The following is a 14623-nucleotide window of genomic DNA, read 5'->3' on the forward strand; positions in this document are numbered from 1 at the left end:
GTCAGTGCCCTTCCGGGGTGGGGGAGTCCGGGGCGGGGAAGCGGTTCAGCGCCCCCGGCAGCCGGGAGCCCAGCGGCGACATGCCGCCGTCCGCCCCGTGCCGGGCCAGCAGGTCGAGCACGAGGCGGCCGCGCCGGACACGCTCGCGCGCCGAGGCGAGTGCGGTGTCCCGCAGTTGCGCACCGTACGGGTAAATGCCGGGGGAGCGGCTCAGCCCGAACTTCAGGTAGAGCGGGGCGCCGCGCCGGATCAGCTCGGCGACCTCGTACATCCGAATGTAGCCGCCGAGATCGTCCGGAGCCTCCACGTACATGTCCATGGGTGCGCCGCTGACCCGGCGGATCTCGGTGAGGTGGTCGAGGGTGAGGTCGGAGGGCACGTTGAGGGAGTCCGCGCCGAGGCGTTCGTAGACCGCGTACGAGGCGGGATTGACCGGTCCGGTGAGCGCGGACAGCTTGAACGTGGTGTCGGCGGGCAGTACCCCGGCCACGCGCATCCGGTGCAGGCTCCAGAGCACGCCCTCGTCGGCGACGAGCAGGCAGCGCACCCCCAACTCGGTTGCGCGTACGGCGTCTTCGACGCATCCGGCGAGCGCGTCGTGACCCCGGGCACGCAGCCCGCCGCCGCCGGAGTCGGTACGGGTGGAGCCGCCGGTGTCCCAGGTGCCGCGCGGTCCGGTGAACAGGCACAGCTCGATGTCGTGCGCCGCGCACGTGTCGACCATCTCGGTGATCTCGGCGTCGGTGAGCATCCAGATGCCGGAGCCCTGGCTGATCCGGTGCACGGGGACGCCGAGTCCGACGCTCTCCTTCAGTACCACCGAGAGCGCTTCCGGCCCTTCCACCGACGGGATCTCGGTGCGCCAGGTGCCGCCGTCGGGGAAGGTGTGCGCGGAGGTGTCGGCGGGGTCGGTGCCGGGGAAGGGGTGGCCGATCCGGGCGAGGGCGTCGGCACCGGGACGGCGGGGGAGGTCGGCAGGTGTATCGGGCATGGCGCTCCGTAAGTTCTGTTCGAGTTTTCGAACATCGGTCGGGGGAATGGTCGTGCGGGGCTGCGGAGGTGGTGCGTGCGGAGGTGGTGCGTGCGGCGGTAAGGAGGCATCGGGTGCACCCCGAACCGCCGCACGGTCGAGGAGGGAGGGCCGGCCGGGCCGTGGCTACGGCCGCAGCAGCACCTTCCCGGTCCGGGGGTCGCCCCCGCCCACCAGTGCGATCGCCTCCGCGAACCGCTCCAGCGGGAACTCGTGGGTGATGAGCGGCGCAGGGTCGATCAGCCCGATGCCGAACGCCCGGACCGCGTCCGACCAGGCCGAGGACGGCGCCCCGAAGACGCTGCGCAGCTCCAACTGGCTGAGCGAGAGGTGCACCGGGTCGATGCCGGTCGCGCCCGGCGCGAACATCCCGGTCAGCACCACCCGTCCGCCCCGCCGCGCCAGCAGGCAGGACGAGGCGGCGGTGGTCGGTGCGCCCGCCGTCTCCACCACCAGGTCGAAGTGCCCGTGCGCCGACCGGGCTTCGTCCGGCGTCAGAGCCTGCGTCGCACCGAACCGCCGCGCCTGTTGCCCGCGTGCCGGCCGGGGGTCGACCACTGTCAGTTCGGCGGGCGAGGACGCCGCGAGGAGCTGTACGGCGAGCAGCCCGAGGGTGCCCGCGCCCACCACCGCGATCCGCTCGCCGGGGCTCGGCCGACCGGTCCGTACCGCAGCGGCGATCACCGCGGCAGGCTCCAGCAGGGCCGCGGCGCGCAGGTCCGCGTCGTCGTCGAGGAGGTGCAACAGCCGTGCGGGGACCGTGAGACGGTCCGCGAAGGCTCCCGGTTCGGTGAAGCCGGTCTCCGCGTACCCGCTGGTGCACAGGCTCGTTTCGCCGCACCGGCAGCGCGCGCACGTACCGCACGCCCTGAACCCCTCGGCGACGGTCCTGCGGCCAACCAGCGCCGGGTCCACGCCCGCGCCGACCGCCTCCACGGTGCCGGACCACTCGTGTCCCGGCACCAGCGGATAGCGTACGAAGCCGGGGTCGCGGTGGCCGTCGTACACCTCGCGGTCGCTCATGCAGATCCCGGCGGCCGCGACCCTGACCAGCACCTCGCCGGGCCCGGGGGCCGCTGTCTCTCCCTCGGTGAGGAGGTGTTCGCCGGGCCGGTCGATGACGATCGAACGGGTGAGGACGGCCGCCGGCCCCGGATCCCGGACAGCATCGCGGTTCACTTTCGGGCTCGCTTTCGGGCTCACTTGGGGGCTCGCTTCTCCCAGCCCTCGGCCCACAGGTCGAAGCGCGCCTGCTGCTGCGGGAATTCGGCCGCCGCGTCGACGTCCAGCTCGACGCCGAGGCCCGGTGCGTACGAGATCTCGAAGCAGCCGGTCTCCGGGTCGACCTGCGGGGCGCCCTTGACGACCTTCTTGATCTCCGCGTCGGCGAAGTCGTTGAAGTGTTCCAGGATCTTGAAGTTCGGGGTGGAGAAGCCCACCTGGAGGGAGGCGGCGGTCAGGACCGGGCCGCCGACGTTGTGCGGGGCGACCAGCGTGTAGTGCGTCTCGGCGGTCGCGGCGAGCTTGCGGGTCTCCGCGATGCCGCCGATGTGGCCCAGGTCCGGCTGGATGATGTCGGCGGCCTGCGACTCGAAGAGTTCGCGGAACTCGATCCGGTCGTGGATGCGCTCGCCCGTTGCGATCGGCATGTCGACCTTCGCGGCGACCTTCTCCAGCGCCTTGAGGTTCTCCGGCGGCACCGGCTCCTCCAGCCACGCGGGCTTGAAGGGGGCCAGCTCCCTGGCCAGACGTACCGCCGTGGCGGGGCTGAAGCGGCCGTGCATCTCCAGCATGAGTTCGGTGTCCGGGCCGATGGCGTCCCGTACCGCCTCGATGAGGGAGACCGCGTACCGGCTCTGCTCGGCGTCGAGTTCGAGGTGGCCGGTCCCGAACGGGTCGATCTTCAGGGCCCGGTAGCCGCGCTCCACGACCGCCTTCGCGGCCTTGTGGTACGCCTCCGGGGTGCGCTCGGTGGTGTACCAGCCGTTGGCGTACGCCTTGACGCGCTCGGTCACCTTTCCGCCGAGCAACTGCCAGACCGGCACGCCCAGGGCCTTGCCCTTGATGTCCCAGCAGGCCATCTCGACGCACGCGATGCCCGACATGACGATCTCGCCGGCCCGCCCGTAGTCGCCGTACTTCATGCGGCGTACCAGGGCTTCGGTGTCGAAGGGGTCGGCGCCGACGATGTGGTGGGGGGCGGCCTCGTTCAGATAGCCGATCAGGGCGTCGGTGTGCCCGAGCATGCGGGTCTCGCCGACCCCGGTCAGTCCCTCGTCAGTGTGTACGACGACGTAGGTGAGGTTGCGCCAGGGGGTCCCGACGACATGGGTGGTAATGCCCGTGATGCGCACGGAAGTTGCTCCTTCTGAGCCGGAGTGGAGCTTGGCAGTTGTTCGATATTTCGACACACGTTCGAAATGTTGGCGTGACCGTAGCCAGTGACTCCGAAGGGTGTCAATGGATCACGCAGGGATCGCTCATGAGGATCATGCCCGTCACGGAGGGTGGGCCCGTTGCCCGGCGGTCTCGCCGGGGGCTAATCTGCGTTCGGCATACTGGCCGACAGCCGGAATCTCGAACGCCCAAGACATCGAACGACCACGACGCAGAGGGTGGGTGGACGGACATGGGACGTCATGTTCCCGCAGTGACCAGAGCACTGGACATACTCGAACTGTTCCTGGAGGGCGACGGTACGCTCTCCGCGCCGGACATCACCCGCAAGCTGGGTCTGCCGCGTACCACCGTCCACGAACTCGTCACCACCCTCGCTGCCCGCAACTACCTGGTCACCACTTCCGAGCAGCCGGGCCGCTACCGACTGGGCGTGCGCACCTACCAGTTGGGCAGCCGGTACGCCGAGCAGCTCGACCTCGCGGCCGAGGGGCAGCAGGTCGCCCGCGAGGTCGCCGAGACCTGCGACGAGACCGTCCACGTCGCGGTCCTGGAGGGCACCGACGTCATCTACATCGCCAAGGTCGACTCCACCCACGCGGTGCGCATGGTCTCCGCCGCGGGCCGCAAGCTTCCCGCGCACTGCACCTCCGTGGGCAAGATGCTGCTCGCCTCCCTGCCGGAGGCCGAACTCCGCTCCCGCGTCGACGGCAGGGAACTCGTCGCGATGACCCCCCACAGCATCACCGACCCCGAAGCCCTCCAGCAGGCCCTGGCCGAGATCCGTGCCCGCGGCCTGGCCACCGAGCACCGCGAGTCCAACCCGGACGTCAGCTGCGTCGCCGCCCCCGTGCACGACAGCGCGGGCCGGGTGGTCGCCGCCCTGTCGGTGTCGGTTCCGATGACCCGGTGGAGCGAGCAACGCGGCGCGGAACTGGCCGAGTTGGCTGCCAAGGGCGCCGCCGACCTCTCGCTGCGGCTCGGTCACCGAGGGCGTCTGGGATGAGGATGCGTACGCGGGTGGAGACGGCGGTACGGGAGCACGCGGCGCTCGGCGAGGGTCCCACCTGGGACCGGGCGGCGGGCCGGTTGATCTGGGTCGACATCCTCGGCTCCCGCGTTCACACCTATGACCCCGGCACCGGCCGCCGCACCGTCATGGCCACCGAACAGCACGTGGGCGCCGCGAAGCCGACCGCTGACGGCGGACTTGTCGTCAACCTCCGTGACGGAGTGGCTGTTTACTCTCCCGACGGGAGCTTCGGCTGGCTGCACCACGACCCGGTGCCCGGCAGGCGCGGCAACGACGCGGCGGTCGCCCCGGACGGCTCCCTGTGGGCGGGCACGATGCGCTACGACGAAGCCTCCGGCGGCGGCCACCTGCTGCGCATCGGCCCCGCCACCGCCGGACCCACCGTCCTCTTCGACTCCGTGACCGTCAGCAACGGCGTCGGCTGGTGCCCGCTCAGCCCCCGCGTCTACTACATCGACAGCCCCACCCGCCGTATCGACGTGTGCGACCTGCTGGACCACCTCCCCACGGGCAGACGTCCGTTCGTCGAGATCGAACCCGGCGCCGGATTCCCCGACGGGCTCACCGTCGACGCCGAAGGCTGCGTCTGGGTAGCCCTGTGGGACGGCGGCCAGGTCCGCCGCTACACCCCCGACGGCAGCCTCGACCGTACGGTCCACCTCCCCGTGCCCCGCCCCACCGCCTGCGCCTTCGGCGGCCCCCACCTGCGCGACCTCTACATCACCACCGCCCGCACCGGCCAGAGCCGCCCGCACCCGCAGGCGGGATCCCTGCTCGTGGTCCCGGACGCGGGGCAGGGGCTGCCGTCCCCGGCCTTCGGGGCGTGACACCCCGGCGGTGTCTTCGGCCGGCGGGCGGTCACGGCGCCGGTACGAACCCTCCCCGGACCGAGACGGGGCCGTCCGAGGACCGTGCGTCGACGCGGTAGCTGTCGGCCGAGGCGTCGCGGGTGCCGGGGGCGTGGTTGTACTGGGCGGCGAAGGTGTGCTGCCAGGCCGGCACGGTGCGACCGGGTTTGAGGGTCCAGCGGTAGAGAAGTCCGCCCCCGGACTCCTGCACGGTGACGGTGAAGTCGTCGCTCGGCAGCGTGCGCCAGTTCCCGGTGTCCCGTACACCACCGGTCGCGGCGATGCGGAGTTCCACCGTGAGGGAGGTGAGCGGCCGGGTGGTGGTGAGGAGCAGGTTGCTCTGGGCCCAGTAGCGGGTGCTGTGGGAATCCACCGCGCCGTTCGACGACAAGGGGCCGCTCTGTGCGCGGGGGGCATTCGACGCGGGAGGCGGGCTGGCTGGGTGCGATCCGGTGGGGTGCGAGCCGGTCGGGGGACGGGTGACGGGGGGAGGGGAGGCGGGGGAGTCGCGGGGAGGCGAGGGGGGCGTCGGAGTGGGGGTGGGGGAGGCGGCGGTGGGAGGGGGAGGGGCGGCCGGAGCGGTGGGGGTGCCGGTCGGCGGCGGGGTCCGGACGATCCCGGCGACGGCGAGCGTGCCGGTCGCCAGGATGCCGGCGGCGGCGAGGCCGGTGAGGGCGGCCTTGGGCCACGACCTCGCGACCGCCGGGGCGTGGTGCCGGACGGTGGGGCCGGACTCGCCGCGTTCCACCCGGGCCAGGATCCTCGCGCGGTCGGGCTGATGGGCCTCGGCGGCCTCGCGCAGCCGCCGGTTGATGTCGTCGTTCACCGGTTCCTCCTCCCTGCCATCAGTTCCCCGGCCGCTCGCACGCCGAGCGTCCGTTCCAGCTCCGCCATCCCCTTGGAGGTCTGGCTCTTTACCGTACCGACCGATATGCCCAGTGCTGCCGCGGTGTCCTTCTCCGACAGGTCGAAGGCGTGCCGCAGCACCACGCACGCCCGCTTGCGGAACGGCAGCCGGTCGAGCGCCGCGCGTACGTCCAGCACGGACGCCACGTCGGGCCCCTCGGTCCGCTCCGGACTGCGGGACCAGAACAGGGCGACCCGGCGTCTTTCGCGCACCGCGCTGCGGATGCGTTCGCGCGCCATGTTGGCCACCACGCCGCGGGCGTACGCCAACGGGTGGTCAGCCTGACGGAGCCGGCCCCAGCGCTGCCAGAGAGCGACCAGCGCGTCCGCGGCCAGGTCGTCGGCCGCGTCCGTCTCGCCGGTGAGGAGATGGGCGAATCGGGCCAGTTCGGCGTAGTGGCGTTCGAAGAAGTCGTGGAACTCCGCGGACGCGTCGTCGAGGAGCATTTCCCTCGGTCGCCCTCTCCCTGCATTTTGTATTTTGTGCGTCAAATACCGGCTTGAGCGTAACAACGGCCGTCACCGCGGCCGCCCGGAGGTGGGCTCCGGAAACTCCGCCGTGACCTTGGACGGGGGCACGGTCAGTGCCGGGCGAACTGGACGCGGGCCGACTGGACGACGTCCGGTTTCACCGCGATCCCGTCGACGGTCAGCCGCTGCCCGTGGATGTCGGTGATCCTGATCGACCCGCCGCATCCGCTGCCGCTGGGCGAGAGGAAGTAGTTGTACGAGGAGCGGGGCAGCCGCCGCCAGCCGTCCGCCGTACGGAATTCGAGCGTGGCCACCGGGTTGCGGTGACCGATCACCTGGACGGCACACCAGTGGGGGCTGGAACCCGTCTTGTACCGGAGGGACATCGGCCCGGCGGCGGCGGGGCTGAGCAGCTCCCAGGTGATCGGGATACGGCCCACCTTGAGGTCGGCTAGTTTGGCGAAGGCCTGCTGGCTGAGGTCGAGCTGTCCGGGTGCGCAGGGCAGCGGGCACTCGTTGACGATCCGTACCGTCAGGGAGGCCCCGCTCGCGGCACGGACGCGGACGTACGCCCCGCAGGCCTTGGCCGACTCGTAGTCGGTGTGGTTCATCGCCGCGACCATGAGGTCGGGGGCCGGGCCGTACAGGCAGGCGCCGTTCCCGTCGGCCGCCTCGTAGGCGGTCGCGACGCCCCGGTAGGCGACCTTGGGCTTGATCCGTCCGGCCAGGGAACCGGCGGAGGACACGGACCCGGCGGCGGCCGGGGGCGCGGCGGACGTCTTGCGCGGGCCGGGCCCGGCCGACGGCGTCGGGGTCACGGTGGGCGACGGAGTCGACGGGCCGGTGGACGGCGGCTTCGTCGGTACGTTCATGGGGTGGGCCGTCATGGCCGGGGAACCGGTCAGGGGCGGGACGGTCGCCGGGGCGGCCGCGACCGAGTCACCGGCGGGGGCCCCGGAGCCGTCCCCGCTCCCGGGGAGGAACGCGAGGAGCAGGCAGCCCAGAAGGGCGACGGTGCCCAGAACCAGCGGAACACCGAGGGCCGGTCCGCGTCCGTGTCTGCGCCGTGGCGGGGGAGTGCCGTGCTGCGTGGTCGTCCTCGGGTCCATCCGTGGGGTCCATCCGTTCGGTTCTACGTGTCGACGTGGTGTTCTTCAGTGGCCGCCGGAGGCGGAAAGGTTGCCGCCCCGGTTCTCGCCGGGGGGCGCAGTCAGGAGAGGTCGCCGTACACCACGCCTCGGCCGTAGCTGCCGACGTAGACCCGGCCGTACCTGTCGGGGTCGCCGGAGATGACGCTGATGGAGCTGCCGCCGAACTGGTTGCGGTCGTCGTTGATCCGGACCCAGGCGGTGCCGCCGTCGTCGGACCGGAACAGCCCGGTGACGCCCTTCACCGTGCCGCTGAGGTACAGCGCCTGGTGGCGGGCCCCCGGGGCCGGCTTGCCGAAGCCGATGCCCGACGCCTTCTGCACGCCGCTGAGCCTGGTGAAGTTCGCCCCGCCGTTGGTGGAGTGCAGCAGACCGCCGTCCCCGGCGCTGATCCACAGGTCACCGGCGGCGCCCGGGGCGGCCTTGAGGGGGCCGGTGCCCAGGCCGTTGCTCAGGCCGGTGGCCCGGCCGCTGAAGCTGCGGCCGCCGTCGGTGCTGGCGTACAGGGTGCCGCCGCTCAGGGCGTAGAAGGTGCGCGCGGCCGTACGGTCGGCCACCACGGCCGTGTCCGCGGGAAGCCCCGTGACCGCCGTCCAGGTCGCACCCCGGTCGGTCGAGTGGTGCGGGCGCTGTCCCTCGGCGGTCCAGATCAGGGTGGACCCGTCCGCCGCGACCGCCACGCTGCCGCCGCGCGCGCCGTTCACCGGTACCCCGGCGAACGCGGCCCAGTGGGCCCCGCCGTCGGTCGAGTAAGCGCCGTGCTGCTCGTGGCCGAGCCCGACCCGCGCCATGAACGCGGGCTTCGACTGGGCGAAGTCGATACCGGTGGTGTTGGTGAACAGCGGTCCCGACAGAGCCTTGGCGGGAACCTTGGTCAGGTCCTCGTGCCGGAAGCCGCTGACGTCGCCGAGCGCGCTGATCAGCGGCTGGCCGGGCGGCTTCATCAGCCCGAGGGTCGCGGTCTCCTCCAGACCCTTGGCCGGAACCGTCCAGTGGGTCCTGCCGCCCTTGTCCGCCGCGGTCACGTCCTTGCTGCCCCAGATCCCCGACCCGGTGCCGTACAGGACGTGCCCGGAGTCGAAGGGGTCGATGGCCAAGGCGCCCATCCAGTGGCCGATGCCCTTGCCGACGTACGGCGCCGCGGAGTTGTCCCGTACCGAGGTGGCGCCGAGCGCCTTCCAGGAGGCACCGCCGTCGTTCGACCGGTACAGCTCGTCCGAGGGCCACCAACGGCCCAGCGTGGTGACCATCACTGTGGACGGGCGCCGCGGATCGACGGCCAGCCCGGCGAATCCGTAGGTGCCGCTGGACGGCGAGATGTTCTTCCACGCCCCGGTGGCCGGGGTGTGCTTCCACACCGAACCGCCCGTCACCCCGTTCGGGCCGGGCTCGTTGGTGTACGTCAGATACAGCGAACCGTCACCGGAGAGCACCCCGTGGTGCGGCAACTCCCCCTTGGGCCGGCCCGGTACCGGCTGCCAGCTGCCGCCGTTGTCGGTGGAGCGGTACAGCGAGGTGCCCTTGTCGGCCACCCCGACGTAGAGGGTCCTGCTGCCGGACGGGCCGAAGGTCACGAAGGACAGGCCGACCCCGCTGCTCGCACCGTCCTTGACGGGGAAGCTCGCGACCTGGCTCCAGGTCACCCCGAAGTCGGTGCTGCGCCAGAGCCCGTTCTTGCGGGTGCCCAGGTACAGCTTGCTGTGGTCGGCGGGGTCCACCACCAGCCGCTCGCCCATGGACCGGCCGTCCTCGTTCCCGCCCAGTTTGAACGGCAGGTCGGTGCGCTGGAACGTCCGGCCCTGGTCGGTGGAGCGCAGGATCGCGCCGTTGCCCGCCCAGCCGTTGGTGTAGTGGCCGCTCGCGAGGTACACGCGGTCCGGGTCGACGGGATCGGTCGCCAGGCTCTCGATGCCCAGCAGGTTCCAGTCGTCCCCGCCGATCCAGTCGGTCATCGAGGTCCACCGGCCCGCGGTCGTGTCCCAGCGGTAGGCGCCGCCGATGTCGGTCCGGGCGTACAGCAGGTCCTTGCGGGTGGGGTGGAAGACCAGCCCGGTGACGAATCCGCCGCCGACGATCTGCGCGTTGTTCCAGCTGTAGCCGCCCTGCGAAGCGGAGTCCTTCACCAGCTTCCACTGCTGGTTGGCGGTGTTCCGGTCGGTGAACTGGATGAGCGGCGCGCCCTCGTCGCGGGAGCCGCCCCGCACGTCCAGCACCAGGCCGGTCCTGCGGGAGACGAACTTCACCGCCCCGTCGCCCACTTCCTCCAGCTTCCACTGCTGTGCGGCGGAATCACGGTCGGTCTGCTGCTCGACGGCGGCAGTCGCGTGGGTGGCATCGCCGGGTATGCCCAGGACCTTGCGGCTGGTGCGGTTCTCCAACTCGTAGTAGCCGTCGCCCACCGGCCGCAGCCGCCACTGCTGGCTCGCGGCACCGGCGACGCGGCCCGCCTGCCGTATCCGGACGCCGTCCGAGGTGGCCGCCCCGGGCACGTCCAGCACCTTGTCGCTCCGTACCGACACCAGGGTGTAGTACGCGCCGGGGTCCACCGCTGCGGCGTCCGCGTCGTCCTGTACGAAGAGCAGGTACGGGCCGAGCACACCGGTCACGCCCAGCGCCAGACCCAGGGTCGTCCTGCGCCGGCGGTGGCGTCCACGGGCGCGCTGCTCGGGGGCGGCCGCGTGGGCGCGCCGCCGTCCGCCGTCGGCGCGGGGGTCCATCTCGTTCATGGGGGGTGGTCCTTGCTTCGTTCCTGGGGGTCGCCTCCTCGTTGCCGCCGCCGCGGAAAAGGTTGCCGCCCGGTTCGGACTCATTGCCGCGCGCGGAATATCCGTACGTCCCAGGCGCCGAGAGACACCGGCTCACCTGCGGCGACGGCCGTGCCGTCGAGGGCGTCGACCAGGTGCGCGGGCGCCGGAACGTCCTCCGGCTCCCAGCTCCAGTTGTGCACGACATGGACGCGCCGCCCGTCCGGGGAGGTACCGGTCGCCACCGTGACGGACTCGGGCAGCTCGTCCCAGCCGCTGACGGGGGCGGGCGCCAGCCAGGCGGCCAGCGACCGGGCCAGGCCGCGCCCCGGCACCGTACCGACGCAGGTCACCCGGCCCGTGCCGTGCGGGCGGGTGGTGACGGCGGGCCAGCGGCCGAAGTGCAGGTGGTTGTACCCGGCCAGCACCGTCGCGTCGGTGACGGTGAGGCCCTCCACCCAGTGGGTCGCGGTCGCGTCGCCGTCGAGGTGCAGGGGGCTGCCGGGTGCGGCGTGCAGCCGGAGCGCGCCGGAGAGGTTGCTGAACTCGTCGTACGACACCCCGGCGGCGGCCGTCAGCCGGGCGGGGGCCGGTTCGGGGCGGGCCCGCGCCTCGTGGTCCGCGTAGCCGGTGCGGGGGCCGAGGACGAGGTGGCCGCCCGCGGCGGCGTACGCCTCGAACCAGTCGAGCAGGGAGTCCTCGGCCAGGTACAGGCCGGGGACGACCAGGGCGGGGTGGCGTGCGGCGGCCACCTCGGGCGCCAGGCCGTCCCGTTCGCCCCGGGCGTCGTGCAGCTGGCGGGCGTGCAGGACGCGCACCTGGCGGTCGGACTCGAACGCGCCCCGGTAGAAGGGATCGAAGATGCGCTGGTACGAGGCGGAGTCCGGACAGCCGTCCGCGCTCGCCAGCGGCGGGTACTTCTCCATCAGCCACTGGCTGGGCGTCGAGTGCACCATCGCGATGTCGGCATCGGGTGTGATCCCGGCGAAGAGATCGCCCACGTGCTCGAACTCGGCGCCCAGCGCGGCGAGTTCGGCGTACACCCGGCCCGGCCGCCCGCTGTGCGGCAGCACTCCGCCCCAGTGTGTCTCGGTGCCGAAGTGCAGGGTGTGCCAGTGCCAGTACTCGATCATCCGCGCGCCGCGCGAGACGAGCGCCCACGCGGCCTGCCGCCACTGCCCGTCGTAGCCGGGGCGGTTGTCCGAAGTGCCGCTGATGGCCTGGGCGTTGGTCTCGGTGACCAGGAAGGGCTCCTGGCGGGAGGAGAAGATCCGGTCGGCGCTGCGGTACAGGGCCCACACACCGGTGGTCTTCCACTGCTGCTCGTGGGTGAGGGGGGTGGGGTCGGGCAGGCTGAGGGCGTCCTGGAGGTCGTAGTAGGGGTTTCCCGCGGTGACGTCCAGAGCGTCGGTGAGTTCGTCGTCCTCCAGCGCGGGGTGGGCGTAGGAGAGGCAGGTGGTGACGAACTGGTCCGGGCGGGCGTACTCGCGGGCGATGTCCGCCTGCCGGCCGATGAACTCGGTGGTCAGGCGCGCCTGGAACGCCCGCCAGGCGACGTCGTACTGCGGCTGCTGGTTGCCGTCGGGCTTCCACAGGTCGGCCCAGGTGGACAGGCGGTGCGACCAGTAGACCAGGCCCCACTCGCGGTTGAGGGTCTCCACGTCGCCGTACTTCTGGCGCAGGTGGTCGGTGAACCGCTGGAAGACGCCGTGGTTGTGCGGCAGGCGCAGACCGGGCTCGTTGTCGACCTGGAAGCCGATGACGGCCGGGTGGGCGGCATGGCGGGCGAGGATCGCCCTGGTGACGCGTTCGGCGTGGAAGCGGAAGGCGGGATGGGTGAAGTCGGCCTCCTGGCGGGCGCCCCAGCCGGTGGGCCGCCCGGTGGTGGGCTCGACGGCGATCTCCGGGTACTGGCGGGCCAGCCAGGGCGGCACGGCGTAGGTGGGGGTGCCGAGGACGACGGAGATGCCGCGGGCGTGCGCCCCGTCGAGCACCGGGGTGAGCCAGTCGAGCTCGAAGCGGCCGTTCTCCGGCTCCCAGGTGGACCAGACCGACTCACCGACCCGGATGACGGTGAACTTCGCCTCCGCCATCAGGTCGAGGTCTTCCTTGAACCGGTCGTGGGGCTGGTACTCGGGGTAGTAGGCGGCGCCGAACAGGACGCGCGGGGGCAGGGGGAACACGTCGGATGCACCTCGGAATCGACAGCGTGAGTGCCCCGGCTGCCGGGGGAGCGGCAGCCGGGGCGTGGGTGGGGGCAAAGTCAGGGTCAGGGTCAGGGTCAGGCGACGGTGCCGGTGACGGCGGTCCCGGTCCTGGTCACCTTGTAGGTGACGGTGGCGCCGCTGTAGAAGTGGAAGACCAGCGTGGCCGTCTGCCCCTCGCGGAGCGACGTGTTGAACGCCGGGGTCAGGACGATCGTGCTCTTCGGGTAGTCCGGCGAGAACGCCTGGTTGAACTCCTGGTACGGAGTCCAGTTGGTCGGGCCCGCGTTGCTGCCGTCCGCGTAGGTGGCGTGCATGGTGGCCAGTTGGTCACCCCGGTACTGGGTGGGGACAGCGAACGCCTCGGTGGTGCCGGTCGCGTTCGTCAGCACCGGGCGGTCGGTGGTGACCACCTCGACGGTCCAGGGCCGCCCGGCGGAGAACCGGGCCTGCACTTTCGCGTTGACCCCGTATCCGCGGTCACCGGCCAGTCGGGTCAACAGCTGTGCGGTGAAAGTGAGTTGGTCGCCGGTGACGGTGTAGTCGCGGCCCTGGACCAGCTTGCTGGAGCCGTGCCACAGGCCCCGGAAGGCGAGGCCGTTGCGGTTGAGGGTCAGTGAACGGGTGCCGATCTCACCGGACTTGGGCAGGTACACCCGGTCGAAGGACGTGCTGCCCGAGCGGGAGGTCCAGCTCGACTTGATCAGGGCGAACAGTTCCGGGTCACGCCACTTCAGGGTCTCCCGGTTCAGCAGGTTGAACGCGTCCCACAGGGCGGTGGTGATGCCCAGGGTGCGCATCTTGTGTCCGAGGTGCTCGAAGTACTTCAGCGCCTCGCCCCGCTCGACGCTCTCGGGGTGGAAGTGGTTCGGCCAGCTGAGCAGGCCGAACTCGCCGAGGTACACCGGGATGCCCCGGGCGAGGAGGGTGTCGCGCACCCGGTTGAAGGAGTCCTCCAGGTCCTTCCTCGCGACCTCGTCGTAGCGGGTGCCGCCCGCGATGTTCACGCTGAACGGGTACCAGCTGTAGTAGTGCACGGTGGCGATCAGGTGCGGGTCCTTCAGCGCGCGGATCGTGGTGACGAGGTCGTCCAGGGGCTTCTGGTTGGAGGAGGTGTTCCAGGAGGGCAGGACCAGCACACGATTGCCGTTGCCGCCGCCCGAGGCGCGGACGATCGAGTGGAAGGAGGTGTTGAGTTCGTGCAGGAGCCGGGTGATCTGCTCCTCCGAGGCGTCCGCGAACTGCGGTTCGTTGATGCTCTCGAAGAGCACGCTGCGCGGGGCGTCACGGAACTGCCGGGCGATCTGGGTCCACAGGGAGTTGTAGCGGGCGACGACCGAGTCGTGCTCGGTGGACATCTTCTTGATCCACTGCCACGAGTCGTGGTGCACGTTGAGCACCACGTACAGGCCCTCGGCGACCGCGAAGTCCACGACCTGCTGGACCCGCTTCATCCAGGTGGCGTCGACGGCGTAGGGCGCGGTGGCGGATTGGTGGTCGGTCCAGGTGACGGGGATGCGGACGCTGCGGAAGCCCTCGGAGCGGATCTTCGCGAAGTGCGCTCTGGTGGTCAGCGGGTTGCCCCAGGACGTCTCGTCCGGGATGGCGTCCAGGGTGTTGCCCAGGTTCCAGCTGGGCTGCATCGCCGCGTTGACGTCCTTGGCCTTGTACGGCACGGCGACGGCGGGCCGCGGCGGCTTCCTGTCCGCGTCCGGCCCGGCCGCCGCCGTACCGGCGGACAGGCCCAGCACGACCGCCAGCGCCAGCAGCACGGCCAGCAGACGGCCGGGACCGTGACTTCGGTGGTACGAGGAGCGTCGTAGGTCGTTCACGGTGTTCCTT

The 14623-nt window shown here is 71.7% G+C and carries 11 protein-coding genes; 2 read left to right on the plus strand and 9 right to left on the minus strand.

The window, feature by feature from the left end:
* Position 1: 1 nt before the first annotated feature.
* From ACZ5PB_RS08320 to ACZ5PB_RS08330, 3 genes are all read right to left on the minus strand, one after another.
* Positions 2-991: a hypothetical protein gene (locus tag ACZ5PB_RS08320; protein ID WP_468688962.1), complete on the minus strand. Its 990-nt coding sequence runs from the start codon at positions 989-991 to the stop codon at positions 2-4.
* A 165-nt stretch (positions 992-1156) separates the two neighbouring features.
* Complete coding sequence (locus ACZ5PB_RS08325) at positions 1157-2209, minus strand: zinc-dependent alcohol dehydrogenase (RefSeq protein ID WP_468688964.1); 1053 nt, start codon at positions 2207-2209, stop codon at positions 1157-1159.
* A 20-nt stretch (positions 2210-2229) separates the two neighbouring features.
* Positions 2230-3384, minus strand: a complete 1155-nt coding sequence (locus ACZ5PB_RS08330) for a mandelate racemase/muconate lactonizing enzyme family protein (protein WP_468688965.1) — start codon at positions 3382-3384, stop codon at positions 2230-2232.
* 275 nt (positions 3385-3659) lie between these two features.
* Here ACZ5PB_RS08330 and ACZ5PB_RS08335 point away from each other — a divergent pair, with 275 nt between their 5' ends.
* Positions 3660-4433, plus strand: coding sequence for an IclR family transcriptional regulator (locus ACZ5PB_RS08335; RefSeq protein ID WP_468688967.1), 774 nt, complete (start codon positions 3660-3662; stop codon positions 4431-4433).
* The gene (locus ACZ5PB_RS08340; RefSeq protein ID WP_468688969.1) at positions 4430-5287 is read left to right on the plus strand and encodes an SMP-30/gluconolactonase/LRE family protein; all 858 of its coding nucleotides are present in this window, start codon (positions 4430-4432) and stop codon (positions 5285-5287) included. The genes ACZ5PB_RS08335 and ACZ5PB_RS08340 overlap by 4 nt, the downstream gene beginning before the upstream one ends.
* 31 nt (positions 5288-5318) lie before the next feature.
* Here ACZ5PB_RS08340 and ACZ5PB_RS08345 read toward each other — a convergent pair whose 3' ends face one another.
* The 6 genes from ACZ5PB_RS08345 to ACZ5PB_RS08370 all read right to left on the minus strand — a co-directional run bounded on the left by ACZ5PB_RS08345 (position 5319) and on the right by ACZ5PB_RS08370 (position 14613).
* Positions 5319-6134, minus strand: coding sequence for a hypothetical protein (locus ACZ5PB_RS08345; RefSeq protein ID WP_468688971.1), 816 nt, complete (start codon positions 6132-6134; stop codon positions 5319-5321).
* A complete protein-coding gene (locus ACZ5PB_RS08350) occupies positions 6131-6661 on the minus strand; it encodes a SigE family RNA polymerase sigma factor (RefSeq protein WP_468688973.1) in 531 nt (176 codons plus the stop codon). The genes ACZ5PB_RS08345 and ACZ5PB_RS08350 overlap by 4 nt, the downstream gene beginning before the upstream one ends.
* Positions 6662-6795: 134 nt before the next feature.
* Positions 6796-7794 (minus strand): expansin EXLX1 family cellulose-binding protein, encoded by a 999-nt coding sequence (locus tag ACZ5PB_RS08355; RefSeq protein ID WP_468688975.1) that lies wholly within the window; start codon positions 7792-7794, stop codon positions 6796-6798.
* 101 nt (positions 7795-7895) lie between these two features.
* Positions 7896-10550, minus strand: coding sequence for an RICIN domain-containing protein (locus tag ACZ5PB_RS08360; RefSeq protein WP_468689550.1), 2655 nt, complete (start codon positions 10548-10550; stop codon positions 7896-7898).
* 89 nt (positions 10551-10639) lie between these two features.
* Positions 10640-12760, minus strand: coding sequence for a beta-galactosidase (locus ACZ5PB_RS08365; protein WP_468688977.1), 2121 nt, complete (start codon positions 12758-12760; stop codon positions 10640-10642).
* 98 nt (positions 12761-12858) lie between these two features.
* Positions 12859-14613, minus strand: coding sequence for a cellulase family glycosylhydrolase (locus tag ACZ5PB_RS08370; protein WP_468688979.1), 1755 nt, complete (start codon positions 14611-14613; stop codon positions 12859-12861).
* Positions 14614-14623: the final 10 nt, after the last annotated feature.

The organism is Streptomyces sp. NPDC032721 (assembly GCF_055579625.1).